Below are 23,826 nucleotides of genomic sequence, written 5' to 3'. Positions count from 1 at the left end.
CCTTTCGCCCCGCCAGGAACTCCGCAGCACCGGGCTAGCCGCACCTTTCGCGGAGCTGAGCAACTCCGAGCCCGCAAGCGAGGCCTTCGACAGGCGTACGAGCCCACCAGTTTCCTCGATGCGGTAGCAGCGGCGCTTTTGCCGCCCGCGCCTGTAGTGGGTCGCGGTGACAATCTGGCAGGTACTGCCATCAGTGAGCGTCACAGGTGCTGCGAGCTTGATCTTGTCGCCTTCCTCGTAGTCCGGGATCGCAGCCCAGTCCTGGCAGCGCTGGCGCCAGGCATGAGCATAGCTGTCTAGGTCTTTCAGCTCGGACAGCAGGGCCAATAGGCTCAGTGGCGCGCGGGATTCGACCGGTCCCGCGCTTTCCTCCATGTCCTTGTAGCCCCAGCAGCCGTCATCATATCGGGTAAGGAATACGGCGGCGAAAGTGATGGAGCCATCCGCATCGGTCACATAGGTCGTGTCTTCGACAGCGGTGCCGTCGAGATTGGTGACCCTTGCCGCCGCATACCAGGTGGAGGCGACCTTGCAGGCCTTGACCAGTTCAGTTTTGCGCGTGTCGCCCTCGAAGGTGCAGAGCCGTGTAATTTCCGCCTTCTCATCCGCGTAGGATTTGATACGGCGGTCGGTGTAGAAAAGCCATCCCACTATGCCGCCCTCCGATCGTCGATCTCCATCAGCGCATCCAGCGGCACGCGATAGGGCTGCATGGCGTCGAAATCCTCGCAATTGCCGCAGTTCTGCACGATCGCGAAGGTGTCGCAGGCATCCTTGAGAATGACCCGGAAGGTGCCGCCGAGGCCCGAGGGCACCTCGTAGGTCCCGCCGATGAGATAGTCCGAGGCCCGGCGCACGAAGACGCGGATGCTGTGGCCATCGGTGGCGAGCCGGATCGCACCCCGCCCCCGGTCGATGAGCACCTGCACGTCATCCAGGATGTCGGTGTAGAACTGGCCTGTCAGATCGCGAAACGCCATGCGGCGCTGCGCCATCCAGTCGGTATCCCGAAACGGGTTCATGCCGTCGGCGAAGGCGAAGGAGGGATCGGCCTGCTCGGTGGTGACGATACGGGTGGTCGTACCATCGATGCCGTTCGAGCACAGATGCACACCATTGCCAACGATCAGGATCAGGGCCGGCCTGTCCACGGACCCGTTCCAGTTGGGCAGGAAGGTCTTGCAGGCACGCGCATGTGCGATTTGCGCCGCGACAGCGGAGGCAGAGAACTTGAGAATAGCCATGGGGATGTCTTTCCGTTGGGTGTGGGAGGGTCGACCCGCGCGGGTGGCATGATCTACGCGCGGGTCGCGTGATGGCTCAGGCCGCTTGCGCGACCTCGCTCTCAGGCTCGGGGGTTTCCGCAGTGGGCTCCGCCTCGTCAAAGGCGACACCGGCGGTCTGCATCATCGGCGGGCACCAGGCGGCCACGGCAGCGCGCTGCGCGTCCGTGAGCGTGGCGAAGGGCTCGGCGAAGAGCTTGTCGCAGAAGGCGACGATCTCCTTCTTGCTCGACGAAGCCAGCGTCACCGCCTCCTGGGTCAGACCCAGATCCTCGCCGAGGATCTTCAGGAGCCAGGCCTTCTTGAAGCGGTTGAAGAGGGCCGAATTCGGTGTCCAGTGGGCGCGAATGTCGGGCATGATCTCGATCTCGAAGTCATGCATCAGGCTGTCGCGCTGGCGGTCCCGCGCGAAGCAGGACTGCGTGGTGCTGGCCGTGGCATAGGCCACAAGCTTGGCCTTCTCGCCGGCCTCCAGCGCGCGAAACGCCGCGAACTGATCCGCGGGCGCGCGGGTGTCATCGAGCCAGGACAGATCAAGCGCATCATGCGCCGCCGCCACCTGCTCAAGCGAGGTCTCGTCAATCTCGTCCATCTTGGCATGGCTGCGGTATTCCTTGCGGGCATCGATCTTGATCGCCTGCGTGACGCTCATGCCGCTGGCCAGAACGTCACTGACCAGCTTGAAGAGCGTCAGATCGAGCGTGGCTTCGGGATGCAGCGCCATCGCGGCGCCGAGGGCCATGGCCCGCTCGGTCTTGAGGTCCTCTGCCAGCGAGGCCGGGTAGGTGATTTCGCCGGCGTCCGGGGCCTCCCCCTCGGTCGGGTTGGCCGAGGAGCCCCGCGCGCCCTCCTCTTTGACGGTGTCCTCCGGGCGGACGAGGCCAACCTGGAACGTGATCTGCCCACTCTGCCACGACGCGATCACGCCTGCCCGCGCCAGGTCTTCGGCGCTGTAGGCCTCCTGCAGGTCGCGGGCTTCCTCTTCCAAGGCGTCCACGCGCTCGTAAAGGGCATTATAGGCACCGTCCTCGAGCCCCTCATCCTCCATCTCGAGCTGCAATTTCTCAAGCTCGGCGGTGATCTCATCGATGCGCTTCTGGGCAGCCTCATCCGGCTCGATCGGGCCGGGATAGACGCGGCCGTAGTCGGCCATGGTCGCGTAATCATAGCGGACCATCGCATCGGCCCAGGCAAAGCCCAGCTTTATGCGAGCCTCTTCGGCGGCGGCACCGAGCTTCTCGAGCAGGATGGTCTCGACCAGAGCCGCATCCTCAAGCACGGAATGCTCATCCAGCAGATCGGCTGCGACGGCGCCGCCGCGTGCCTCGTAGTCTTCGCGCACGAAAGCCCCGATGTCGTCGCTAACCTGCACCCCGCGGGATTTGAGCGCCTGACGGACGGTGTAGGCCTGCAGATAGCCGCCGTCTTTCGTGAGCGCCTCGAAGACCTCGCGCTGCACCTCCTGGCTCGGGTGCTCGGCGAAGGCCTTCATCGTGTCGAGCGTGATCACCTTGCCCCGGGCCGCGGCGCGGATGTCGGGGTGGATAAGGCCATAGCGCAACCGGCCTTTCACGGCCGCCACCGTGGCGCCGAAGGTCTTTGCGATCGTCTCGGGCGTCTGGCCGTCGACCTCCATCATCCGGGCGAAGGCCTCGAACTCGTCGATGGCATTCATCGGTGCCTGGGTGATGTTCTCGGCGAGCGACAGCGCCGTGGTGACGTCGCACTCCTCAGGGACAAGGCGGCAGTCCACCTTGGTTTTCGCAGTGAACCCCTTCGCGGCCTTGTCTGCGACCAGCTCCTTCAGCGCGGCATGGCGTCGGCCACCAGCGAGGACAGCGTATTTGCCGTCGAGCTTCTGGACCAGGAGCGGCTGGAGCAAGCCCAGAACGGCGATGCTGGCCTTCAGATGCGCGATGTTCTCGGGATCATAGGTTTCCGGCGAGTTGCTGCGCACATTGGCGGGATGCGGGACCAGATCGCCGATGGCGACGGTGAGAGGGGCAAAGCTTGTGGTCATGGGATATCCTTCCAAGTGGGTGAGGTGTGGCCCGCGCCCGCTTGCGCGTGACCAATCCCCGGCTTCAGGGATCACCACGACAAAAGACCCACTCTCCCTTTGAGGGGCAGCGGGCCTTCATTTCTTGACGTGTAAGGTTTGGGGGGTGTCCCCTCGCCTACCAGTCGCGCGTCAGCATGATGGTCAGCACGCGCATGGTGGTGGCAGGATTGTCCGGGGTCTCAGCCCCGTAGCGGAAATCCGAATCTGCCTCATAGAGATCGATTTTCCAGAACACGGTCTGGCCCCGGATCTCGACCGCGCCAAAATCGTGCCAGCCTTCCGGGTCATTCTCCGGCTCGAACGTGGCAAACTCACCGGTTGCCTTGACCGCCTCGGCCATGAAGCCATCGCCGACCTCCATAAGCGAGCGGGTGACATGCATGCGGCCCTGGATGGGTTGCGCGGGCGGCACTCCAAGGCACGCGAGCTTGCGAAACGCGTCGTTCTGCGCCGCGATCACACTCGGATCCGGACGGTCTGGCTGGGGTTGAACATTCATGGACATGGGGATCTCCTTTGAGAGGTTTGAAACACCCTTCTCAAAGCCCGCTTTTTCTTTTCCGCTTGGCGGATGAATCGAGGCCGAAGGCGCCCTACCCGAACAGCCCTTTGGGTCTGTAATTCGGGTTGGGGATGGTTTCGATCCAGCCGCCCTGTTCCTTGATGCTCTCGAGTGCCGCCGAGAGCGGGTAAGCGCCCTCGGACGGGCTCCACCAATAGGCACCGCGCTTGAAGACGATGATCTTGCGGCGGCCGTCCTCGAAGCAGGCCACCCGCAGCGTCTTGGATTCCTTGCGTGACATGCGAGTCTCCGTTCTCCGTGTGGTCAGGCGGCCTCGGCACTGCGCCCTGCCCTACCCGCCTCAGATTGTGCGATCAGATAATCACAGGCGCGCTGCGCGTCCGCGGCGTGCCGGAAGATCGCGCCCTTGTCCGACCGAAGGACCCGCAACCAGTTGTGCAGGTAGGCGGCATTCATCTCGAGCGTATGCGCCGTGAAGCCGAGCGTCTGACCCAGGAACACTGAGGTCAATTCCGCGACGATCTCCTCGCGCGCATAGGACGTGTTGCCAAACTTCGAGAACCCGAAATCACGGTTCAGCCGATGCGGGGCTTTCGTGGCATGGGCCAGCTCATGGGCCCAGACCCCGTAGAAATTGCGCGGGTCCTGGAACCGCGTGATGGACGGCATGTAGACCTTGTCCACGGGCGGCAAATAGTACGCCTCCGTGCCCGTGAAGACGGTCGTGATGTCGATGGCATCGAAAAACGCCTGCATGTGCGGGATTGGCTCGGACCGCGGATGCTCGGGCACGGGCTCCGGGTCCGGAAAGAAGCTGTCGGGCAAGCCCTCGATCTGGCAGGCATTGAACACGCGGTAGGATTTCTGGAAGCGGAATATACGGGCTTCCTCGGAGTGATCATCCCCGTCGCTGCGGTCATGCTCATATGCGCCCGCGTCTTTCCGGCTTTGACCGTAATAAACGACGACAGAGGACTTCTCGCCCTTGCGGACCTTTGCGTCCAACGCATTGGCTTGCGGCAGCGTCATCCAGAAGGGAGAGCTGTGGCCCGCCATCACGGTCCGCATCGTCAGCAGGAAGTTGTTCACCCCTTGGTAGGGTTCTCCGCCCACGCGCAGGGGACGAGAGCTGCCACCTGCGGTCCATGGCTTGCGCCACGGCAGGACGCCGCGCTCGATGATGCGGATGATTTCGTTGGTGATGACCTCGGAGGCATCGAATTTGGGCGTGCGGGATCGGGCCATGGCTGGCCTCCTTTCGAGTGTTGGTGAGAGGGAATGGTGATCAGGTTGACTGGCGGGGGCGCGGATCGTTGGCGATCCTGGCACCGAGGGCTTCGACCATGTCGATGTAGGTGGTCAGCGAGACGGACCTGCCAGGACCGGAAGGGTCAGGGTCGACCGATCCGTCCCGCGCCACGCACGGCAAGTTCGCGAAGGCGGTGACATCGGTGACGGATCGGATATCGATGAACGGCGTTCCTCGTGCGACCGCGAGGGCGGCCAAGGGAAAGCGCTCGATCGGCGCGAAGGTCGACACTGTGGTCCAACCGAGATGGATGAATGTGCCGCCATCGCCGCAGATCAAATGGGCGTTCGGCAGTGTCTCCGCCTGCCTGAGATAGCCGAGATCACGCAGGACGGTTTCGCGTTCGAGCTGCCGCGCCAATTTCAGCTGGCCAGTTCGGCGCAGCTCCTTGTTTCGCCACCACGAGGCAGCGGTCGCGCGCAACACGCGCAAGACACCTGTTTGCATGGGAATGTCCTTCATCAGGAACGGCAGACCGGAACCCGGCCCGGACCCATCTGAGGGACCCCAAAGGCCCTCATCCGTCAGTCACAAAACCCGAAGGACACTTTCTCTTTTTCCGGCCCCTTTGGGCACACAACAAAACCGAAAAGCCCGGCCCTTCTGCCGAAGCCATTGATTTCATGCAGCAATTCCAGATCGGCAGGCAAGATCGGCAACGCATATCGGCAAAACCTTGCTTGAAAGTACGAAATGTGTTTATTTTTCAATTACTTTGCAAACATGGAAGATCGGCAAAAATGCTGGAAACACCCGCCAGGATCGAACCCTGCTTCTTCGAGGAGCATATTCCCACAGAACTGGCAGACCTTTCGGTCGACATCCAGAGGGAAGCCACCGGGCTGGGACAAGGGTTGCATCCTGACAGCGCAGCCGAACTTGCCGATCTCGTCCGTGTGATGAACTGCTACTACTCCAACCTGATCGAAGGACACAACACGCGCCCCCGCGACATCGAAAGGGCGCTGGCTGGTGCCGAGCTTGAGGAAGAAACCCGTCCCCTCGCCCTTGAGGCCCGGGCGCACGTCATCGTTCAACGGGCCATCGACGAGATGCATCGCAAGGGCACCCTGCCCTGCCCCACATCCGTCGAATTCCTGACTTGGGTCCATAAGAGCTTCTACGACGAGATGCCGGATGAGTTTCGGGTCATCGAACATCCCGACGGCACACAAGAGCCCATCGTTCCGGGACGCATGCGCCAGGATGATGATCGGGAAGTTGCGGTCGGGCGCCACCTACCTCCTTCATCGTCGCGCGTCGCGGCATTCATGGATCACTTTGACAAACGATTTCAGATTGCGGCGCGGTCTTCGAGCGGACGGATCATCGCGATCGCCTCTGCGCATCACCGGCTCAACTACATCCACCCTTTCCCGGATGGCAACGGCCGTGTCAGCAGACTGATGTCTCATGCCATGGCCCTCACAGCGGGGATTGGTGGCCAAGGGCTCTGGTCCGTATCACGTGGGCTGGCCCGCGGGCTAACCGATCGGGGCGAGTACAAACGGATGATGGATCTGGCCGACAGTCCACGCCGCGGAGACCGCGACGGACGGGGGAACCTGTCAGAAGCGGCACTGAAGACGTTTAGTGAATGGTTCCTAAAGGTGACGCTCGACCAGATCACCTTCTCAGCAAGATTGTTCGATCTCGGCGGACTTGACCAACGGTATCGTCGTCTTGTTGCAGATACCATCGATGACAAGCGAGCGCCGGAACTAATCTCGGCGGTTCTTCGGCATGGGGCACTGGAACGAGGCGATGCGCAGATTGTGCTCAAGACGTCCGAGCGTACTGCTCGCAACACGCTGAGCAAACTGACCACCGCCGGATACATGACGTCCGCCTCGCCGAAGACGCCGGTTCGGTTGGCGTTTCCGTTGGATTATCGAGAGCGGCTCTTTCCAAACCTCTTTGGAGACGGTGACCTGACTGTGTGATTTTCGTTAGTCCGCGCTCTACGCAGGTCAGCGCGCCCAGAAAGAAAGTGGACGGATCCCCTTAGCAATGAGTTCACAGCTGTGAACCTGTCTTCTGCGCGACGAAACAAGACGCAGTTCACAGCTGTGAACTTTTCATGCAGCGTCCTTTCTCATAAGGGCCATGATCATGGGACCACAGGAGAATTCACCAAGAGCAGCCTTTGCAGACAGCGTCCGCAAATACCCACCAGGCGACCGGATGTCGCCGAAGCGTTCCAACATTACCAAGATGACCACCGATGCCTCTTCCGGGCCCATGTACTGTTTGGCCTCATCCCAAGCTGAAGGAGAGACGCCCATCATAGGCCTTATTACATCGGCAACCCTTACTAGATCATGCCAGTGGCGCACAGGTCGTTCAGCATAAGCTCGGTATTCAGAGCAAGCGGCCAAAACGAGACCGAGGGGTATTCTGGGTAGATTGTTGTCGACCGGGACAGGCTCATCGGTCCTACCCTCTGCAACCAGTGCTGTCGCCGGATCGGAGACGCTGCCCTCGTCCTGCGCTTTTTCTAAGCGTGGTTCAAAATCATAAGAGTCTTTATTTGAATTCTGATAGTGCTGCTCATTTGTGACGTCATTGGTGCTCATATCTTGTGACTGCACTGGTTCCAACAGGTCCCTAGTGGCGTTGAGTGCTTCGGACAACGCGGATTCAATCTGCTGCAACTCTGCAAAGTCGAGCTTGCGGCGAAGGTCACGCGCCGTCAGGACGCATAGGTCGGACGCCTGGTCCCAGATGGCGCGGTCAGGGCGCAGAGAGCGGCCGTAATCGACGAGACCCGCTAGATCACGGCGCATGAGGCTTACAGTGGATCTAAGCCGCTTGTAGCGCTCCTCCGCAGCACGGACAGCCTCTGCGGCTTCGCACACTTCGACGAAGCGTTGGGCGAGGGGGGCCAGATCGAAGCCGAAAGCGATCTTTTCGTCCCCATACCGGCGCGCGTAACGCTTGCCATTGGGACTGTCGCGACGCACGACGAAACCGGTTTGCACCAGGTTCGCCAGATGCCGCCGCATGGTCGAACAGGGCATGCCGTTCAGGCGCTCACAAATAGCCTTGTTGGACGGATGCACGACAGTTTCACTATGGTTCCCGCCAACGATCGTGGCCTGATGGAAACTGACCAATGCCTGAAGCACGCTCAAATCACGGTCGGACAAGCCGAAGGCGATACGGGCAGCGGCGAGTTCGCGAAGTGCTTCCCATTTGTTGACGCCGGAAGGCGGGAGGTCCTGTTGCGCCGCTGCCTGATAGTGCAGAATGGCAGCATTTATGGGTCGCCTGAAAGGCGTTACGGGGGTGTAGTCCATTTTACATTCACGACGGCAAAGAAATCACGGTCCGCGAATCACTTAAGACTTGCGAAAAACGGCGTCTGAGACTAACTTGAGAGTGCTAAGAACAAGTCAGGGTCTCGTAGGGCGGTCGCTTTGCGGGACCTTTTCTTTGGCTTTTTCGTGCCTCCTGTTTTTGGTTTCTGCTCTTCTTCAGTCTTCTGAACGCTGCTTCCAGCGTTCGTGAAGTTCTTCAATCAAATCATCGGCTTCAGACTCTACCCAGTCGGCAAACTTACTATTCTGCAACTCGATCGAGATCCCTTTGGCGGTGCGTTTGAGCGTGCCGCCACGTTTGCCCCCAATCCTGAGCGGCTGACTGGATGCAGCAGAAGGGGAGGGGGCCTTGGCCGGTTTGACTAGCCTTGTGACAACCTTCGACACGGCCTCGAACGCCTGCACAGAGGGGTCGTCGGTCGCAGGTGCGGCATCAATCACCATGGCCACATCGGCCTTGCCATGGGTTTCCTCAGCAAGGCGGATCAGGCTGCCCCGATCCAGGTCGTTGTCCGCGATGGCACGGCCCATGGCCTCCCACCGGGGTCGGCCGATGCCGTGTGCAGCACCGATGGCGCGGATGAGGTCTGTACCGACCATGTCGGCGATGGCGATAGCCATGGACACCGAAGATTTGGTCACGGTCAGAATTTCTGCAACCTGTGATTGATTTCCAAAGCCCGACGATACGAGTTCTTGCGCAAATATCGCCTTTTCAATGAAGGACAAATCGCGGCGCGCCATGTTTTCGGAAATCTGCGCACGCAGGGCACTGTCATCATCCAGATTGGCGACCAGTGCGCGCACCTTGGCGACCTTGTCGGACTGGCGGATCGCCTCGAGCCGACGGCGACCATAGACGAGCAGATAGCGGTCCGTCTCTGACGGGTGCCGGCGCACAAGAATTGGTACGGTCTGACCATTCGCCTCGATTGCGGCGCGCAGATCATGCACATCCGCCGGATCAAGCCGGTCGGCCATTCTGTCGTCGACGATACTGGCCGGGTCGAGTTCCCAGACATGATGTGAATCGACCGCGTCACGGGCCGAGCGCAGGGCGCGGTTGGACGTCATCATAGGGGTTACGGCGCCAGCCTGAGGGGCAGGGGCCGGGCCACCGGCTGCCGCGAGATTGTCGAGCATCGACATCCGTTTTTTCTTGCCACTCGTCATGCCCGCCCCCACGTTTTCTGAATAAGATCAGCGACTTCGTCGTTCAGCGCGTTCAGGCTTTCAAGGGCGCGATCGTAGGTCGTGCGGGTAAAGGCGCTGCGCTCGACTTCGTATAGGGTTTGCTTTGTCAGACCTGCATCGGAGATCGCCGTGGATTTGAGCATTGGCGAGTTGAGCACCGCATCGCCATACATGGTGCGCAGAAAGGCGACGATCCGGTTTTGTGGTGCATCCTGAGGTTCATAGCGTGTCAGCGCATAGCGCATCCAGTCGTGGGACATGTCCGCACCGCTTTCGGCGATCACGTCCATCAGATCAGCCGTCATGCGCAGAAATTGTGACATCGACATCACGTCGAGCATTTCCGGATGAATTGTGACCAGCACGCCGGTGGCGGCAGAAAGTGCGGACATGGTGAGAAAGCCCAGTTGCGGCGGGCAGTCGATGACCACAACGTCGTAATCACCGTCAACCTGGGCCAACGCCTCTTTTACGCGGAAAAAGAACAGGCCTGCGTTGCCTTGTGAAAGAGCACGTGGCGTTTCGTGTTCGAACTCCATCAGTTCCAGATTGCCCGGGATCAGGTCGAGGTTCGGGATATAGGTCTTGCGGATGACGGCGCGGATCGGCTCTGGGTCGTCATAGCGGATCGCGTCATAGAGCGTGCCGCCATCTGTCAGATCGAATTCGGGCTGTACGCCATGTAACGCCGTGAATGAGGCCTGCGGATCAAGATCAATGCCCAGGACGCGATAACCGCGCAAGGCCAGCCGTTGTGCAAGGTGTGCCGAAGTCGTCGTTTTGCCCGAGCCACCCTTGAAGTTCATCACACCGATGACTTGCAGGTGATCCCCGTCACGCCGTCCGGGGATATAGTCACCAGGCTTGCGCGCGGTCTTTTCCAGCAGGACACGCAGGGCCTGAATGTCCTGCGCGGAATACAGGCGACGATTGCCGGCCGTCAGTTCAGGCGAAGGGCCCTTGCCATCAAGGTTGATTTTGCGCAGGTATGAGTCGTTCACACCAAGAAGCGCTGCCGCCTCGCCGGAGGAGAATTTGCGCATTTCCTTTGTGGCGTCTGGGGGAAACAGGCTCTCGCGTTGCGAATGAAGCTGGTTGGCCAGCCACTCGGAATGCTGGCGGATGACCGCGTTCAGGTCCTGATGCACGAAAGTCTTGTTCATCTGCCCTCTCGATCCGCGCTACGCATCTTTGGCGTGTTCACGGTTATTGACGTTTTTTGCCTCGTTTCCGTGACTATTGCCGTAAGAGTCGGATTCGCGCAAGTTTTTTCCACATCTTGTGTGAGCTCACCGTCGAAACACAAGCCCGTTCGCCGTCGTCGTCGAATGCTGATCTTGGCAATTGCGTCAGGATGATATACATATAGGCTCGTATATCCACCAGGAGGGACGACACCGATGCAAGTTGCAAAATGGGGGAATTCGCTCGCGGTCCGGCTGCCTGCCGATCTTGTGCGCGAACTTGGTCTTAAAGAGGGTGACCAAATCGATCTGATAAAGGACGACGGTACTTTGCTTGTCCAGCGCCAACCTCGCGCCGATGAAGTCCTGCAAGGGCTAAGGCGGTTTCGCGGAAAGCTATCCAAGGAAGCACGCCTGAGCCGCGACGCTGCGCATGAGCGCTGAATTCGCGGATACAAATGTCGTCCTTTACCTTCTTGACGACGGCCCAAAGGCGGATCGGGCGGAAGACATCCTGGGGCAGGGGCCGCGGATCAGTGTGCAGGTCCTGAACGAAGCGATGGTCAATTGCCGGAGGAAAGCCGGTCTCAGTTGGGAGGAGACCGGCGCTTTTCTCGCAGGGGTCCAATCCTTGTGTCCAGTCGAGGACCTGTCTGTGCAAACCCATCTTGTGGGCCGAGCTTTGGCAGAAAAGTACCAGCTTTCGGTCTATGACGCGATGATTGTGGCGGCCGCTCTTATTGCTGGATGCACGACTTTGTGGAGCGAAGATATGCACGACGGATTGTTGGTCGAAGATCAGTTGCGCGTCGTGAATCCATTCACCTGACCAGAAAACGGGCTGCAACCTTGCAATTGTTCCATGAGTTGGAAGATTTGCAGGGTTGTGTTTATTGCGCGCACTTCAGCAAGCCCAACTTCTCCGCGCGTTCCAGCAGCATCCTCACGGACGACGGCTGCCAGCTGGCGCGTCCACGCGGGGTGCGTTCGCGCATGGATTCCAGCCGGTCACAGATCGCCTGGAGCGTGATGTCAGGGTCCGCACCCTTGATGCCAGCGACAATCGCGGGCAGGCGGTCGTCGGTTTCGCGTCTTCCAGCGCGACCAAGCACTTCATTGGGCAGAAACCCGTCGCGCACATAGGCTTTCACTGCGCGCAAAAGGCGGCTTTGCGTCCAGTGGCGGTCGTAGGGCAGGGGGCCATTGATGATCCGAAGCACATCTTCCCAGGCCATATCGGGTCGAAGTCGTCGGACATGTGGCACCCAGTCCTGAGCCGTCTCGTTCAGCCGCTCCATGTAGCCGTCTTGCCGCGCGAGCCGCACCTTGCGTAGCGCGGCTGGATCGCGGGCGCGTAGGCCCGGGTTCCCGCCGACCCGGCCCTTAGTACGGGCACTCGCCAGCCCCGCCTTGGTACGTTCGCGGATCAGCGCCCGCTCGAACTCGGCCGCGGCGCCCAACACCTGCAGCGTGAACTTGCCTTGCGGGGATCCGGTGTCGATCGGGTCCTGAATGGAGCGAAAGAACGCCCCCTTGGCCTCCAGCCGTTCGATCACCTCCAGCAGATGTGACAGCGACCGCGCAAGCCGGTCGATCCGAACGACAACCAGCGTGTCGCCCTTGCTAATTCGCTCCAGCACGCGGGCAAGCACCGGCCGCGCACGATTGCCGCCTGAGGCGTGTTCTTCATGGATTTCGACGCATCCCGCAGTTTGCAGGGCCTCAGACTGGGGCAGGGGAGTTTGATCCTCAGTTGAAACGCGCGCGTAGCCTATCAATGGCATCAAAACAGTCTTTTTTGCAGTTTGATATAGCGCCAATAAACGACGGTTTATAAACGAATGCAAGCAAGTGTTCTCTCGTTGAGCTGGCGTACAATGCCTTGGTTTTCTTGCGCAGAGCGCGATCTGAGAGGTTCCGCCGGCAGTCGCGCGCGCGTACTATATAAAGGGCGCAAGCAACGGCCACAAAAACGCTTGGGTAATGGGCAAAAAATCAGTATTTTGCACATATGAAATCACAAACATCTAATTTGACTAATGATTTTGACGACCCCTTCATCACAGTCGAGGGGGACGAAGAGGCTCACGAGGATGATCTCTGGTTCCTGCCTGGGCCACTCGAAGAAGAACCCGATGATTTGCCTCCCGGGCCGCGGGCGGAACCGCCCGACACCGCTGTCGTCGATGACTGGGCAAGGGCAGAGGGGGTTCACGCTGCGCGACTGGCAAGAGTGGCTGGACGCCTTGGAGCTCTGGATGACCGGCTGCTGCGCGGTCCGGAAGGCTGGCGGCATCGGCTCGCTCTCATCGAGGCGGCGGATCTTAGCTGGTTCGCAGGAGATCGGGTGAGTTCTGATCGGCTGGCGCTCTGGGTGTCGATGCGGCTCTCGGGCGCACAGGATGACACAAATGCCCTAGCAAGAGTTGGATGGGCCGCTCGGCGCCTGACTGGCGGTCCCGGACCAAAAGGTGACTTGGCAGCCTTCCTAGATCGCCGCGATCCCGAAAACATTGAAGACAGCACTGAGCGTTTCGAAGATCGCGCGGGCGGATGGCTGGACGTAATAGCAGCCGCAGCCGATCTCCACCCAATCACGCGGGCTTGCATGGGCTTTCATCTCTGGAGCCTGGCGGGCCTCGGACAGCACGGCGACCAGATGGAAGCCGCCGTCACCGCGTCCAGGATCGCGGCCAGTGACGGAAGCGGCGCCATTTTCGCACCGCTCGCTATGGGCGGGGCAGGGGGGCTGCGTGCTTCGGGCTTGCCACCCGAACGCTTGGCCCGCTGGTTGGATGGGATGAACAGCGCAATTCTAACGGCGATGCGTCATCTAGATGATACCCAGACATGGAGTGCTCGGGCGGAAGGAGCCATGTCTCAGCTTTCGGGGCGAACTCCGGCCGCTCTTCGTTCGGCGTTGACAGAGTGGCCTTTGGTGTCGGCCCCGATGGCGGAAGTCTTAACAGGCGCAAGTCGCGCGGCTGTTCAAAGGAACCTCGCTTGGATGGAAGAGAGAGGCCTGATCCGAGAAGTGACGCAACAAGGACGCTTCAGGATGTGGCGGATCAAGGACTAGACCGTTGTGAGTAGATCCAGCGGTAAGGGCCTTCTCAGTTCATTGAGGGTGGGGCGCGTGGCGCCGATGCCTACGTTCATCAGATTCGCCAAAGAATCCTGGGTTGGATATCGAACAAAATTTTCTCTCAGAATTGCTTTGTGTAATCCGGCAACGAGCTATCGCAGCATTTCGAAAAGATCCGGTGTGTCCTCGTCGCGCCGCCTGCTCAGACCTTCGCCAAGATGTAGGCAATGGTGTTTAATTCGTGTCAGGCCTTTGCCGCCCTCGAAATGGACCCAGCCCCCTCTGGGCATGCCCACACTTACGATCAGCGCCCCGCATATTGGACAAGTCCGCCTGAACGGTGCGCCCTTCTTGCTTTCACGGTCGCCCCGAACTGCCCAACCGCCGCGGACGGATACCGTGCGCCCCGTCGACAGGCGGCGGGTGTGCGCCTTACGGAAATACCAACGGTCCGTCATCCCAGCCCCCTCCTTTCCTCGACCCGGCTGCCGCTTGGGGTCGAACGCACATAGAAGCCTTGTGGAATAGCCTCCTGCACCAGCCCGACATGCGAGATCAGTCCCACAGCCCGGCTGCCCTCTGTCAGCGCAGCAAGAACCTGGATCACTTGGTCCAGCGTGCCCGCCCCATTCTCGGTGTCGAGGCTGCCGAAGCCTTCATCGATGAAGATCGTGTCCATTCGGATCTTGCCCGAAAGGCTCTCGACCACATCAGCTAGCCCAAGCGCGAGGGCTAGTGCCGCGATAAAGGTCTCGCCACCGGATAGCGTTGCTGTCGGACGCGCCTTGCCGGTGTTGATGTCGAAGACCTCGATTTCGAGCCCACGCTTGCCGCGGCCGCCAGATGCCTCAAGCCCGCGCGTCAGCCGGTAGCGACCACGTGTCATAGGGTCGAGCCTCATATTCGCCGCATCGAGAACCTGGTCGAACATTGCACCGATCGCGAAGGTCTCGAGTGTCATCTTGAAATCGTTCTTGCCGTTAGCCAGATCGGCCAGCCCCCGGAGCGGACCGGTCTCGGTTTCAAGCCGCTCGGTTTCGGCCAGCGCCGCCGCAAGCGATTCCTTGAATTTGGTCAGTGACGATACATCTGTCCTCGCTGTGGCGAGTGCAGCGTTGGCCGCGTTCAAGGTCTGGGTGGCGTCTGCCAACGCCAGCTGAAGCGGGGCAAGATCCGGGCGTTCACGATCTGCGCAAGCGGCTATGGCGTTCTGCAATGTCGTGTGAGCCGCGATCAGGCCCTCACGATGATCGGATACCGTCTTCTGGTCGGCATCGAGGGTCGGGAAATGCGCCTTGCAAGCATCATATCCCGCTTTGTCCAGCCCGACCTCGGCAAGCCGAGCACCAAAATCATCTTGCGCCTTTTTCACGCGCTGTTGCTGCGCGTCGCGCGCCCGCTTTGCTGCTTCCAGCTGCTCTTGCGCACGGGTGAGCATTTCACCGGCGGCTCGGTCCTGTTGCGTCGCCACTTCCAGCGCCTCGGACAGTTGCCTTTGCTCTCTCTGTAAAGCCTCCCGTCGAGCGACAACCGCCTCGGGCGTGCGCAGACCTTCCGGCAGGGCCTCGATCACTGTGTCCAGCTTGGCGCGCGCGCCGGCAAGATCGGTCTCGGCCTTTCCCGCAGCGGTGCGCGCCGTAGCCTCGGCAGCTTCAGCCTCAGTCAGTTTCAGCTTGAGTTGGGCCAACTGCTCCGCCATCGCGTCTAAATCGACCGCTTCTCCAAGCGCGGCGACGTCGCCTTCAAGCCGTGCGATTTCAACTTCGAGTTCCGCTAACGTGCGCTCAGGACTTTCCTGTTCCTCGAGCGCCCGCTTCTTTTCGTCGAGCCGCATTCGAAAATTGCCGAGTTCGCTTTCGGCCCGAACTCTGGCTTCGGAGGCAGTTCTCGCCTGAACCTGCGCACTCCGAAACGCTTCGGTCAAACCAGATTGTTCGGGCATACCATGGGCAGGCGCAGGATGATCATGGGAGCCACAGACAGGGCAGGGCGCTCCTTCGGTCAACTTTTCGGCCAGAATGATCGCTTGCGTGCGCGAAAGCCGTGCCTCGGCATCTACCAATGCCGCATCAGCGGCTTGCGCCGCGTCGGTTCTTGTCGCCAGTTCGTTCGATGCCGCTTCTACATTTCGTTGAGCATCCGCGACAGCCTCTTGCGCCTTAACATGCGCCGCTGCCTTGACTCTTTCTCGGTTGACCTCGGCCAACTCACCGGTCAGCTGGCCTCGCACCGTTTCGGTCTTTCGCGCTTGATCAAGTGCCAGATCGGTCGCATCGCGCTGAGACTTGAGCTTCTCTCGGGCATCTATGGCCTCGGTCAGAGCCTTCTTCGCCGAACCTTCGTCCTTCGCAGCGTCGTCAAACGCGCTTCTAAGAGCCGCTGCTTGACCGACCTGGTTCTCGATCGCCTCCAACCTTGTCAGGTCAGCCTGAACTTGCTGCCGCCGGTCCTCGCCCGACTGTGCCTCAACAAGTTTTTTTCCCGCCACCTCCTTCGCGCCAGTGGCGATATCTAGTGCCGCCTCGACCTTTGTGACAGCCTCCACCGCATTCCGGCTTTCCTGCTCCGCATCGCGCAAAGCCGTCTCAAGATCACGGGCCTGAATGGCATTCCGGACAGCCTCAATGCGCTTGGCCAGTTCTTCGACCTCGCCCGTTTTCTTTTCTAGATTATCGAATGCCTGCTGTGCCGTGTCGACAGCAGAAAATGCTTTCTCGATTTGCTCGCCTTCGGTCAGAGCTTTACGCGCGGCTTCGGTAGCCATCGCCGCGCCGTTCTGAACTCCCTGCTTTTCTTCGACTTTTGTTTCGGCTGCGGCAATCCCGAGTTCTAGCGCCTCCGCGCTCTCAAAACCACGTTCCTCGAGTCGAGCCACGTAGAGAGCGCGCTGGTCGCGCAACGCTCGTTCTGCCTCTGAGGCTTCTTCTTTCAGCCGTGCGGCGAGATCTCGATAGATCTTCACGTCGAAGAGATCCCGCAATATCTCGACCCGCGCATCCGTTTTTGCGGCCAAGAACGTCTCGAACTTGCCTTGCGGTAAGAGCACGATCTGTCGAAACTGATCTGCCCCGTAGCCAAGCAGCGCCTCGACTTGCTGCCCAACTAGCGAGACTTTCTTTTCCGCAATGACACGGCCAGACTGACTCGGACCAAGAATGTCCACCGGAATCCCGGTGACGTCGAATAACGAGGCTTCCGACGCGTCCTCAGTGGTCCCTTCACCGCGTGCCTTCGGACGTTCCTGCGCCGGACGACGACGGATCAGGTAGGTCTTGGCGCCCAGCTCAAAGACAAATTCAACTTCGGTAGGTAGATCCGACGCGGCGTGATCCGAGCGTAGTGAACGTGGTTCTTGATCAGTCTTGGTCGGCGCCCCGAATAGCGCGAAGGACATCGCCGAAAACAGCGTCGACTTTCCCGCGCCGGTCTGACCATAAATCCCGAACAGACCCGTCTCCAGCGCGGACCGGAAATCGACTACCTCGGTTGTCGCAAATGGCCCGAAGGCTTGAAGCGATAGGCGAATGGGTCTCATGTCTGCTCCTCCCCGGAGGTTACCGCGTGGAGCTTTTCCGCGATGATCGCGACTTCGGTGGCGTTTGGTTCCCGGCCGCGCACAACCTTCACGAAGTCGACAATCATCTCGATTGGCGTGACCGCGGTCCGTCCGCTGCCGAGCGCCTTGGTCTCCGCAGCGCGCTCCTGCCGGGCATAGGTCAGATGGCAAGCATTGGGATAGGTCGCGCGTAACCGTTTCATCGGATCGATCAGAGGGTTTTCATCCGTCAGGATAGCCTGGATGAAATCGTCAGACGGCGTTCCTTCCAGAAGATCCGAGAATGCCCCAGTAAGCGAGCGAACCTGCCGGATCGGTCGGAACGGTACGATGCGGATCTCGACCCCTTCAGCTTTAAGATCGACGACTGTCATGGATTTTTCATTTCCCGCCTCGTCGAAACCGAAAGCAAGCGGTGCGCCGGAGTACCGAATATGGCTCGCGCCCACTTCCTGCGGCTTGTGCAAATGCCCCAGTGCAACATAGTCCGCCCCATCGAAGACATCGGAGGGAACAGTTTCTATGCCTCCGACTCGCGTCAGGGCGCGCTCGGTCTCGCCGACCGCACCACCCGCGACGAAAGCATGGGCCACGACGACCCAACGCGCTCCATCAGGCACCTGCCTCCTTGCCGCAGCGATCTGGGCGGCAACTACCTCCGCCGGCGCATTAATGCTTTCATCCCTGAACACCTCGCGTGCGGCGTATTCATAGGAAAAGGGCAGTGCGGAAAAGGCGACCTCGCCCTGCGCGTCACGCAGCACCAGCGGCGCTTCCACCGCATCGGCAATCCCCCGCACCAGCACACGAGACGCGGTGGAAAAGACAGACATAGCCTCGATCCTGTCGCCAGAATCGTGGTTTCCAGAGATCATCACCACAGCGGCTTCGGTCTCCTCTGCTACACGCTTGAGGAAGCGATTGAACTGCCGGACCGATGAATTGGGCGGAGAGGCACGGTCAAAAACGTCCCCCGCGATGACAAGAACATCAGCTCGTTCGACCACAAGCGCTTCAAGGATCTGACCCAGGATAACCTCATGATCCTCCTCGAGGCTCAACCCCATGAACTGCCGCCCCAGGTGCAGATCTGCCGTATGAAGTAGTCTCATCAGATCAATCCATTTTCTATACGTATAGTAAATGTATGGACTATGCGAGCGGAGTCAAGTATTACTCGGCGTATGAGCCTGAAAGCCCTCAAGCACGCGCAACGTGAGCGAATTTTGTTCCTCGACCAATGTCTGACCTGGAGAGGTCAGGCGAACCGCCGCGACTTGATCGAACGCTTCAATATCTCGATGGCACAGGCTGCCGTTGACTTTCGAACCTATCTTTCTCTGACGAATACGCCGCCAGTCTACGATGCCGCAGAGAAGGCCTATTTCTCGACCGGCGACCACTGCGCATTGACTGAGGCTGGCCCGGAACAAGTTTTCGAATTACTTGATGGCAAGGCGACATCGCTTGGCGCGAGCATCCCGCTGCCCACTCGCGTGATGGATTCCACCGTTGTCGCACAGCTGTACCGCGCCAAGATGGGCGAACGCGACATCCAGATTACCTACACCTCGATGACAAGCGGCCTATCCGACCCGCAGTGGATCAGTCCAGTTCAGTTCCATTTTGACGGAGAGGCAATTTATCTCCGCGCATGGAGCTATAATCACGAGGCGTACCGCGATTATCTCCCAATACGAATAACGAAACAAATCGACATGAAAACGCGGGAGAGACCTGCTCCCCTGCCTTTTGACACGGACTGGAACAGCTTAGTGCGCTTGTGGATACGTCCGCGTTCAGATCTATCTGATGCACAAGCGCGAGCCGTCCAGCTGGAGTACGGATTTGACGACAAGACGCATTTACTGATCGAAACTCGCAAGGCGCTCGTGTTTTATGTCGTTAGAAGATGGCGACTGAACCAGGAGACTGCGCGGCTCGAGTTGGAAATGACGGAACAGTTGGATACCTGAACCAGCTTTTCAGAACCAACTCAGAAACCGCCCGCAAGCTGTTCACGCAGTCCCTACCACATCTCTAGGCCCGACCCCCGAATTTAGCCATCCAGGGGTCCCTCAAGCGCAGGGAGCGCTCATTGATCCAATCGCGCACTGCCGCCAGCGGATCATCTGGATATTTCCCCTGCCAACACCGCTCTTCCGTGCACGGCCAAAGTTGCTGAAAACCTCTGACACCCAAACTTGTGGATCACATCGAGTACACGCGCTTCGTAGGCAGCATGTCCGATCAAGCGACACAAGTCGGACGCGTGGAACTGGCGGTTCGCAGTTGGTGCGGCTTGCATCTGTCTCAGCAATTCGCGCTCTTTGGGGTCCGTTATTGGTCTCGCGGGCGGCTTGACCGCGGGACGAGTTGGAGTTCCCGACGAATTTCGCCATCGGCGCATAAAGCCAAGCAGGAAGCCGGCCGGCACCCTGCCGTGGGAGTGGGCAAAACTTGGTGGTTAAGCGGCCCGCTTTGAGACGCCTAGCCTTCTGTCAAGGACAGCGGCCCGAGTGACGGCAACCCGTTGCGCGCCCCGCGGTGACCATCTCATGCGCCGCCGCTTGCCCATGCGGGTGTTGCCGATGTCATCAACACAGCCTTCTGCCCGGGACGACGAAACTGCGAGGCCATTCCGGTGTCGATGGCCGTAGTCTACGAGCGCGTCGAAGTTGTTCGCAAGGTAGGAATAGAGGTCCTGGCACCGGGCTTTGACCCGCTTGGCCGCTTCTCGTAATTCTCGGGTTTCGGCGTGCAGACGATCGCAATCGATCTGAAGAACCTTGAGGATTGTCGCGGCGGTCATCACTTTGCCGTGCCAAAGGTGCCAACGCAGTGTATCAGCAGGTCGCTCGAAGAGTAGCGGCAACCCTGAAAAGCCCTTCGATTGCAGAAGTCCCCGCACCGCATTTTCAATGTGCTTGACCCGCATCGAGATATGCCACCAGTCCAGTATGTGGGTGACGGGACCTCGAACGGCACGCCTCACCAAATTCGGCAGTGCAGGTTCGCCGTCTGAAATCACGGTCACTTTGCTCTGACCGTCCCAGCCCTGCGCGATCAGGTCATGTCGGAGCTGCTTTGCTGGAGAACCGGCGGCTTGCTGCACGAGACCAAACCGCCGGCTCATATTGGGGCTTTCAACCTTGCCGACTACAACATCGAGGTGCCGTTTCTGGTATTCAGGTCGACATCGTATGTGCGCACCATCCAGGAAAACGGTCAGTGGTGATGGCGGAGCGATTGTATCCGCGTCTCCTTGGCTTACGTTTTCGCGGCCTAGCTCGTCGGCGATGCGACCCAAACGATTTCGAACGGTCGTGTTCAATTGAGCCGAACAGGGCATGAACATTTCGATTAATCGAGCGGCTTCCCGAAACGAGTGCCTGGCCCCCAATTCAGCCTGCAGGCGCCGAAGTTCGGCAGTCGCACGGTCAGAGAATAACCCGGCAAGTGGTGATTGTGGCCCAGATTTCGCGACCCCAGCCGGTTGGCACAAGCAGCGTCGAAGCCTTGGCCACTTCACCCGAATTCGCCCGAAAAGAGTGTCGAGAATACGGCCTCGATCATCATGGATCGCGCGTTGTTTGCCACAGCCATCGCATTTCCGGCGAGCCTCCATTGCTTCACCGACCTGATCTTGCACAATCGTCTCCTGCAAACGCCTCAGTAAGGTCTTTGCGTCATTGAGGAGAAGGCCCAAACTCTCGGAACCAAACTCGTCCGGCGCACGGCGAAGTCGACCGATATTGCGCTTCTTGGTTTCTCCATCGTCAAACGTCGTCTCGACAAAAATGTTTACTTCCATGGTGGGTCCCGCCTTGTTCCGATACCTTACCCTACCACGTCGACCACCAGGTTTTGCCCACTCCCGTCGTGTCTCAGATTTAAGGGCAACGCGACACAAGGAGACCAGATCGAAGCCGCCGTCACGGCGGCCAGGATTGCGAGCAGCAACGGAAACGGTGCTATATTTGCGCCGCTCGCCATGGGTGGAGCAGGGGGGCTGCGTGCATCTGGTTCTCCGGACGAACGATTGGCCCGTTGGTTGGCGGGGATGGAGAGCGCTGTTCTAACGGCGATGCGGCATCTGGATCAGACTGAGGCTTGGACGGTTCAGGCAGAGGCTGAAATGGCGCCACTATCCGGCAAAACCCCTCCCGCCTTACGAGCTCTCTTTGCAGAATGGCCCCTTGTGTCTGCTCCAATGGCTGAGTCCCAGATTGGTTCCAGCCGCGCAGCCGTGCAGCGAAACCTTGCCTTGATGGAGGAAAAGGACTTGGTTCGTGAGGTGACAGGGCTGGGGCGGTTTCGAATGTGGCGGATTGCAACTTAGTATTTGCCTGGAATGTGGGCAGAAACACGCATAAGCGCGCTTATGGCAAATAATGCGCAGGGACCCGCTGTATGTTGTAAAAGCGAATTTTACGTCCCAGCACTTTGTCGATTGTGTTTTAGAGCTAGCTCCATCCATTCGCTTCCAAATTATGGGTGTTTGCATCAACCAGCCATCTATTTGGTCGGTGCGTTGGGTTTCGGGATCACTTTTTGAAATTCAATTCATTGGCGAGCTTTGAGGTTTCTCGTAATTCTGCCAGAGCTTCCTCTCTTTCTTTTATCTCGGCGCGAAGCTTATTTTCGAGGATTTTTGATATCCTTGCCCATTCGCGAAGCTGCGCTCTTGAGCCCCTGTTTTTATATATTTCTAACCAAACTCTTATATCTTCAAGCTTCATTCCGAACCGACGACCTCGCAAGATCAGCTTGAACCGCGCGATCTGTTTGCGATCATAACTTCGTTCACGCCCTTGTAGCGTGGGTTTGAGAAGTTCGAGATATTCGTAATACCGCAGGGTTCGGGGGGTGACGTCGAATTTCCCGACCATCTCTTTGAAGGTGAGCGTTTCGTCATCGGACTTGTTCATGGCGTCACTCCGTTCTGATATATGGTCGTGTTAGCGTCTCGTCGTCTAATCCTAACGTGAACTGGCGAATAACCCTTTGCTGGTTTTTCGATATGCGGACGGCGAATCCCCTGAAACCCGCCGGAAAAATCGCGACAGGCTGGCAGTTTCCGAAAAACCGAGGCGATCTGCAACTTCAGCCAGCGGTAAGTCGGATGTATCAAGAAGCTCCCGTGCGCGGCGCAAGCGCACGCTATCGATAATCTGGCGATAGCTCATCGACTGACTGGCAAGTTTTCGATGTAAAGAGCGTTCTGACAAATGAAGCGTTTCGGCCACTTCCGGCGCATTGGGAAAAACGCCGCGCACCTGCATCAACACCTGATAAACCGAATTTGCTGTTCCGGTATGCTTGGGGCCGGTTTCAAGCATATTCTCGCACAAAACACGATAGTTTACCGCAAGAAGGGCATTCGCCAGCGGCAGTTTCAGCGCGCCTGTTCCAGGATGAAAGTGAATGCAACTGCGCGGTGCGCGATACACGATTTCGGTTTGCCAGCGCGCTTCTAGGTTCATCCAGCCTTTCGGGCGGTCCAACGGGCATTCGATCAGACGGATGGGCAGGTTTTCTTGACGCAGGTCCCGGAAGAAGGTCGGGCCGGACCCAAGCAGCCGTTCATGAACAAAATCCAGAAGATCGGGCGGTACATACTGGTCGTCGGCAACAAACCCTGTTGCAAAACCTTCATCGTCCTCTGTGATGTCATATGCCAGCAGTGCGTATCCCAGCCCCTGCATTTGCGTGAAAACCCTCAGCCCCGCTGTCACATTCTCTGAAACTAGCGTGGCAAGCCCGATAGGGCCATACGAGATCAGGCTGTAACGCAGACCGGTGACAAAAGCGACACCTTCAATATGCGCTGTACTCCGGCAAAAGGCACGCAGGAATGTGAGTTCCTGAATACCGTCCAGCGTGCCCCATGGATCCGAGAGAAGGCTGAGCTGCAAACCTGCTTCTTTGAGCAATGGGTCAGGATCAATGCCGTGTTCGATCAGCACGTCACACATGAACTGGATGCTATGTTTGGGAAGACGCAGGTTTTGGAGCAAGCCCACCTTCATGACGATGACCTCAAAATTCTACTGATGGGTAAATAATATCGATTTGGCAGAAAATGTCAAATTTGTGGCGTTTTCGGACATTCCCTGCCAGTCCTAACCCTGCGATGCTTGATGCAAGAGATGGGGGAGGGTTAGGGACACGGTCGCGATCAGATGCACTTTTGCGCCATTTGCAAATCCATGATTTGTTACCGCCCGATTGCTGATCCGACGTATGATAAAACCCGCCAAACTTGCTGATAGTATTCTGCTTTTCCGGGAACGATTTATCCCGGGCA

20 protein-coding genes and 3 pseudogenes are annotated in these 23,826 nt (G+C 59.1%); 6 read left to right on the top strand and 17 right to left on the bottom strand.

Going from position 1 to position 23,826, the window contains the following annotated elements; translation table 11 throughout:
* Window positions 1–4: 4 nt before the first annotated feature.
* The 7 genes and pseudogenes from SULPSESMR1_RS24420 to SULPSESMR1_RS24825 all read right to left on the bottom strand — a co-directional run.
* Window positions 5–651, bottom strand: a pseudogene (locus tag SULPSESMR1_RS24420) (DUF6927 domain-containing protein); the annotation flags it as partial.
* Entirely contained in the window at window positions 651–1,244 is a 594-nt protein-coding gene (locus tag SULPSESMR1_RS24850; RefSeq protein WP_089423669.1) for a regulator, read from the bottom strand. The gene SULPSESMR1_RS24850 and the pseudogene SULPSESMR1_RS24420, both read right to left, overlap by 1 nt.
* A gap of 76 nt (window positions 1,245–1,320) precedes the next feature.
* Entirely contained in the window at window positions 1,321–3,303 is a 1,983-nt protein-coding gene (locus SULPSESMR1_RS24845; protein WP_089423668.1) for a ParB/RepB/Spo0J family partition protein, read from the bottom strand.
* A gap of 157 nt (window positions 3,304–3,460) precedes the next feature.
* Complete coding sequence (locus SULPSESMR1_RS24840; protein ID WP_089423667.1) at window positions 3,461–3,850, bottom strand: DUF3768 domain-containing protein; 390 nt, start codon at window positions 3,848–3,850, stop codon at window positions 3,461–3,463.
* Window positions 3,851–3,938: 88 nt separating this feature from the next.
* Window positions 3,939–4,148: a DUF6330 family protein gene (locus SULPSESMR1_RS24835; protein WP_089423666.1), complete on the bottom strand. Its 210-nt coding sequence runs from the start codon at window positions 4,146–4,148 to the stop codon at window positions 3,939–3,941.
* Between the two features lie 23 nt (window positions 4,149–4,171).
* Window positions 4,172–5,113, bottom strand: coding sequence for an ArdC family protein (locus tag SULPSESMR1_RS24830; protein WP_089423665.1), 942 nt, complete (start codon window positions 5,111–5,113; stop codon window positions 4,172–4,174).
* A gap of 40 nt (window positions 5,114–5,153) precedes the next feature.
* On the bottom strand, window positions 5,154–5,624 hold the full coding sequence (locus SULPSESMR1_RS24825; protein WP_250161508.1) for a hypothetical protein: 471 nt from the start codon (window positions 5,622–5,624) through the stop codon (window positions 5,154–5,156).
* 293 nt (window positions 5,625–5,917) lie between these two features.
* Between SULPSESMR1_RS24825 and SULPSESMR1_RS24815 the strand changes: the two genes are divergently transcribed.
* On the top strand, window positions 5,918–7,120 hold the full coding sequence (locus tag SULPSESMR1_RS24815; protein WP_089423662.1) for a Fic family protein: 1,203 nt from the start codon (window positions 5,918–5,920) through the stop codon (window positions 7,118–7,120).
* A gap of 135 nt (window positions 7,121–7,255) precedes the next feature.
* On the opposite strand, the gene repC is transcribed toward SULPSESMR1_RS24815, so the two are convergent.
* From repC to repA, 3 genes are all read right to left on the bottom strand, one after another.
* Window positions 7,256–8,476: a plasmid replication protein RepC gene (gene repC, locus SULPSESMR1_RS24810; RefSeq protein ID WP_089423661.1), complete on the bottom strand. Its 1,221-nt coding sequence runs from the start codon at window positions 8,474–8,476 to the stop codon at window positions 7,256–7,258.
* A gap of 177 nt (window positions 8,477–8,653) precedes the next feature.
* Window positions 8,654–9,670, bottom strand: coding sequence for a plasmid partitioning protein RepB (repB, locus tag SULPSESMR1_RS24805; protein WP_089423660.1), 1,017 nt, complete (start codon window positions 9,668–9,670; stop codon window positions 8,654–8,656).
* Complete coding sequence (gene repA / locus SULPSESMR1_RS24800) at window positions 9,667–10,854, bottom strand: plasmid partitioning protein RepA (RefSeq protein ID WP_055687614.1); 1,188 nt, start codon at window positions 10,852–10,854, stop codon at window positions 9,667–9,669. The genes repB and repA overlap by 4 nt, the downstream gene beginning before the upstream one ends.
* A 237-nt stretch (window positions 10,855–11,091) precedes the next feature.
* Here repA and SULPSESMR1_RS24795 point away from each other — a divergent pair, with 237 nt between their 5' ends.
* Window positions 11,092–11,319 carry an AbrB/MazE/SpoVT family DNA-binding domain-containing protein gene (locus SULPSESMR1_RS24795; RefSeq protein ID WP_089423659.1) on the top strand — a complete coding sequence of 76 codons (228 nt, stop codon included), beginning with the start codon at window positions 11,092–11,094 and terminating at the stop codon, window positions 11,317–11,319.
* A complete protein-coding gene (locus tag SULPSESMR1_RS24790) occupies window positions 11,309–11,704 on the top strand; it encodes a PIN domain-containing protein (protein WP_089423658.1) in 396 nt (131 codons plus the stop codon). The genes SULPSESMR1_RS24795 and SULPSESMR1_RS24790 overlap by 11 nt, the downstream gene beginning before the upstream one ends.
* 61 nt (window positions 11,705–11,765) lie before the next feature.
* Here SULPSESMR1_RS24790 and SULPSESMR1_RS24785 read toward each other — a convergent pair whose 3' ends face one another.
* Window positions 11,766–12,659, bottom strand: coding sequence for a recombinase family protein (locus tag SULPSESMR1_RS24785; protein ID WP_089423657.1), 894 nt, complete (start codon window positions 12,657–12,659; stop codon window positions 11,766–11,768).
* Between the two features lie 227 nt (window positions 12,660–12,886).
* Here SULPSESMR1_RS24785 and SULPSESMR1_RS24780 point away from each other — a divergent pair, with 227 nt between their 5' ends.
* Window positions 12,887–13,954, top strand: coding sequence for a hypothetical protein (locus tag SULPSESMR1_RS24780; RefSeq protein WP_198362935.1), 1,068 nt, complete (start codon window positions 12,887–12,889; stop codon window positions 13,952–13,954).
* 460 nt (window positions 13,955–14,414) lie between these two features.
* On the opposite strand, the gene SULPSESMR1_RS24775 is transcribed toward SULPSESMR1_RS24780, so the two are convergent.
* Both SULPSESMR1_RS24775 and SULPSESMR1_RS24770 read right to left on the bottom strand, forming a co-directional pair.
* Entirely contained in the window at window positions 14,415–17,495 is a 3,081-nt protein-coding gene (locus SULPSESMR1_RS24775; RefSeq protein ID WP_089423655.1) for an AAA family ATPase, read from the bottom strand.
* Window positions 17,492–18,628 carry an exonuclease SbcCD subunit D gene (locus tag SULPSESMR1_RS24770; RefSeq protein WP_089423654.1) on the bottom strand — a complete coding sequence of 379 codons (1,137 nt, stop codon included), beginning with the start codon at window positions 18,626–18,628 and terminating at the stop codon, window positions 17,492–17,494. Before SULPSESMR1_RS24770 ends, SULPSESMR1_RS24775 begins: the two co-directional genes overlap by 4 nt.
* A 72-nt stretch (window positions 18,629–18,700) precedes the next feature.
* Between SULPSESMR1_RS24770 and SULPSESMR1_RS24765 the strand changes: the two genes are divergently transcribed.
* A complete protein-coding gene (locus tag SULPSESMR1_RS24765) occupies window positions 18,701–19,492 on the top strand; it encodes a hypothetical protein (RefSeq protein WP_089423653.1) in 792 nt (263 codons plus the stop codon).
* Between the two features lie 152 nt (window positions 19,493–19,644).
* Here the strand turns inward: SULPSESMR1_RS24765 and SULPSESMR1_RS25700 are convergent.
* Window positions 19,645–19,971 (bottom strand): annotated as a pseudogene (locus SULPSESMR1_RS25700) (hypothetical protein); the annotation flags it as partial.
* Between the two features lie 12 nt (window positions 19,972–19,983).
* Window positions 19,984–21,330: an ISKra4 family transposase gene (locus SULPSESMR1_RS24755; protein WP_078543006.1), complete on the bottom strand. Its 1,347-nt coding sequence runs from the start codon at window positions 21,328–21,330 to the stop codon at window positions 19,984–19,986.
* Window positions 21,331–21,414: 84 nt separating this feature from the next.
* Between SULPSESMR1_RS24755 and SULPSESMR1_RS24750 the strand changes: the two are divergent.
* Window positions 21,415–21,858: pseudogene (locus SULPSESMR1_RS24750) on the top strand (helix-turn-helix domain-containing protein); the annotation flags it as partial.
* 205 nt (window positions 21,859–22,063) lie between these two features.
* Here SULPSESMR1_RS24750 and SULPSESMR1_RS24745 read toward each other — a convergent pair.
* Complete coding sequence (locus SULPSESMR1_RS24745; RefSeq protein WP_064223622.1) at window positions 22,064–22,447, bottom strand: MerR family transcriptional regulator; 384 nt, start codon at window positions 22,445–22,447, stop codon at window positions 22,064–22,066.
* 51 nt (window positions 22,448–22,498) lie between these two features.
* Entirely contained in the window at window positions 22,499–23,548 is a 1,050-nt protein-coding gene (locus SULPSESMR1_RS24740; protein WP_089423652.1) for an AraC family transcriptional regulator, read from the bottom strand.
* Window positions 23,549–23,826 lie beyond the last annotated feature (278 nt).

This window comes from Pseudosulfitobacter pseudonitzschiae, assembly GCF_002222635.1.
GTDB lineage: Bacteria > Pseudomonadota > Alphaproteobacteria > Rhodobacterales > Rhodobacteraceae > Pseudosulfitobacter > Pseudosulfitobacter pseudonitzschiae_A.
Note: the sequence above shows the minus strand (reverse complement) of the source record. Positions and strands in the feature narration are given on the sequence as shown.

Excerpts from the sequence above, each read along its gene's own strand:
- SULPSESMR1_RS24815 (WP_089423662.1), top strand. The coding sequence starts at position 5,918 with ATGCTGGAAACACCCGCCAGGATCGAACCCTGCTTCTTCGAGGAGCAT.
- SULPSESMR1_RS24770 (WP_089423654.1), bottom strand. The coding sequence starts at position 18,628 with ATGAGACTACTTCATACGGCAGATCTGCACCTGGGGCGGCAGTTCATG.
- SULPSESMR1_RS24835 (WP_089423666.1), bottom strand. The coding sequence starts at position 4,148 with ATGTCACGCAAGGAATCCAAGACGCTGCGGGTGGCCTGCTTCGAGGAC.
- repB (WP_089423660.1), bottom strand. The coding sequence starts at position 9,670 with ATGACGAGTGGCAAGAAAAAACGGATGTCGATGCTCGACAATCTCGCG.
- SULPSESMR1_RS24785 (WP_089423657.1), bottom strand. The coding sequence starts at position 12,659 with ATGCCATTGATAGGCTACGCGCGCGTTTCAACTGAGGATCAAACTCCC.
- SULPSESMR1_RS24790 (WP_089423658.1), top strand. The coding sequence starts at position 11,309 with ATGAGCGCTGAATTCGCGGATACAAATGTCGTCCTTTACCTTCTTGAC.
- SULPSESMR1_RS24775 (WP_089423655.1), bottom strand. The coding sequence starts at position 17,495 with ATGAGACCCATTCGCCTATCGCTTCAAGCCTTCGGGCCATTTGCGACA.
- SULPSESMR1_RS24740 (WP_089423652.1), bottom strand. The coding sequence starts at position 23,548 with ATGAAGGTGGGCTTGCTCCAAAACCTGCGTCTTCCCAAACATAGCATC.
- SULPSESMR1_RS24850 (WP_089423669.1), bottom strand. The coding sequence starts at position 1,244 with ATGGCTATTCTCAAGTTCTCTGCCTCCGCTGTCGCGGCGCAAATCGCA.
- SULPSESMR1_RS24830 (WP_089423665.1), bottom strand. The coding sequence starts at position 5,113 with ATGGCCCGATCCCGCACGCCCAAATTCGATGCCTCCGAGGTCATCACC.
- SULPSESMR1_RS24780 (WP_198362935.1), top strand. The coding sequence starts at position 12,887 with ATGAAATCACAAACATCTAATTTGACTAATGATTTTGACGACCCCTTC.
- SULPSESMR1_RS24765 (WP_089423653.1), top strand. The coding sequence starts at position 18,701 with ATGAGCCTGAAAGCCCTCAAGCACGCGCAACGTGAGCGAATTTTGTTC.
- SULPSESMR1_RS24825 (WP_250161508.1), bottom strand. The coding sequence starts at position 5,624 with ATGCAAACAGGTGTCTTGCGCGTGTTGCGCGCGACCGCTGCCTCGTGG.
- SULPSESMR1_RS24845 (WP_089423668.1), bottom strand. The coding sequence starts at position 3,303 with ATGACCACAAGCTTTGCCCCTCTCACCGTCGCCATCGGCGATCTGGTC.
- repC (WP_089423661.1), bottom strand. The coding sequence starts at position 8,476 with ATGGACTACACCCCCGTAACGCCTTTCAGGCGACCCATAAATGCTGCC.
- SULPSESMR1_RS24745 (WP_064223622.1), bottom strand. The coding sequence starts at position 22,447 with ATGAACAAGTCCGATGACGAAACGCTCACCTTCAAAGAGATGGTCGGG.
- SULPSESMR1_RS24840 (WP_089423667.1), bottom strand. The coding sequence starts at position 3,850 with ATGTCCATGAATGTTCAACCCCAGCCAGACCGTCCGGATCCGAGTGTG.
- repA (WP_055687614.1), bottom strand. The coding sequence starts at position 10,854 with ATGAACAAGACTTTCGTGCATCAGGACCTGAACGCGGTCATCCGCCAG.
- SULPSESMR1_RS24755 (WP_078543006.1), bottom strand. The coding sequence starts at position 21,330 with ATGGAAGTAAACATTTTTGTCGAGACGACGTTTGACGATGGAGAAACC.
- SULPSESMR1_RS24795 (WP_089423659.1), top strand. The coding sequence starts at position 11,092 with ATGCAAGTTGCAAAATGGGGGAATTCGCTCGCGGTCCGGCTGCCTGCC.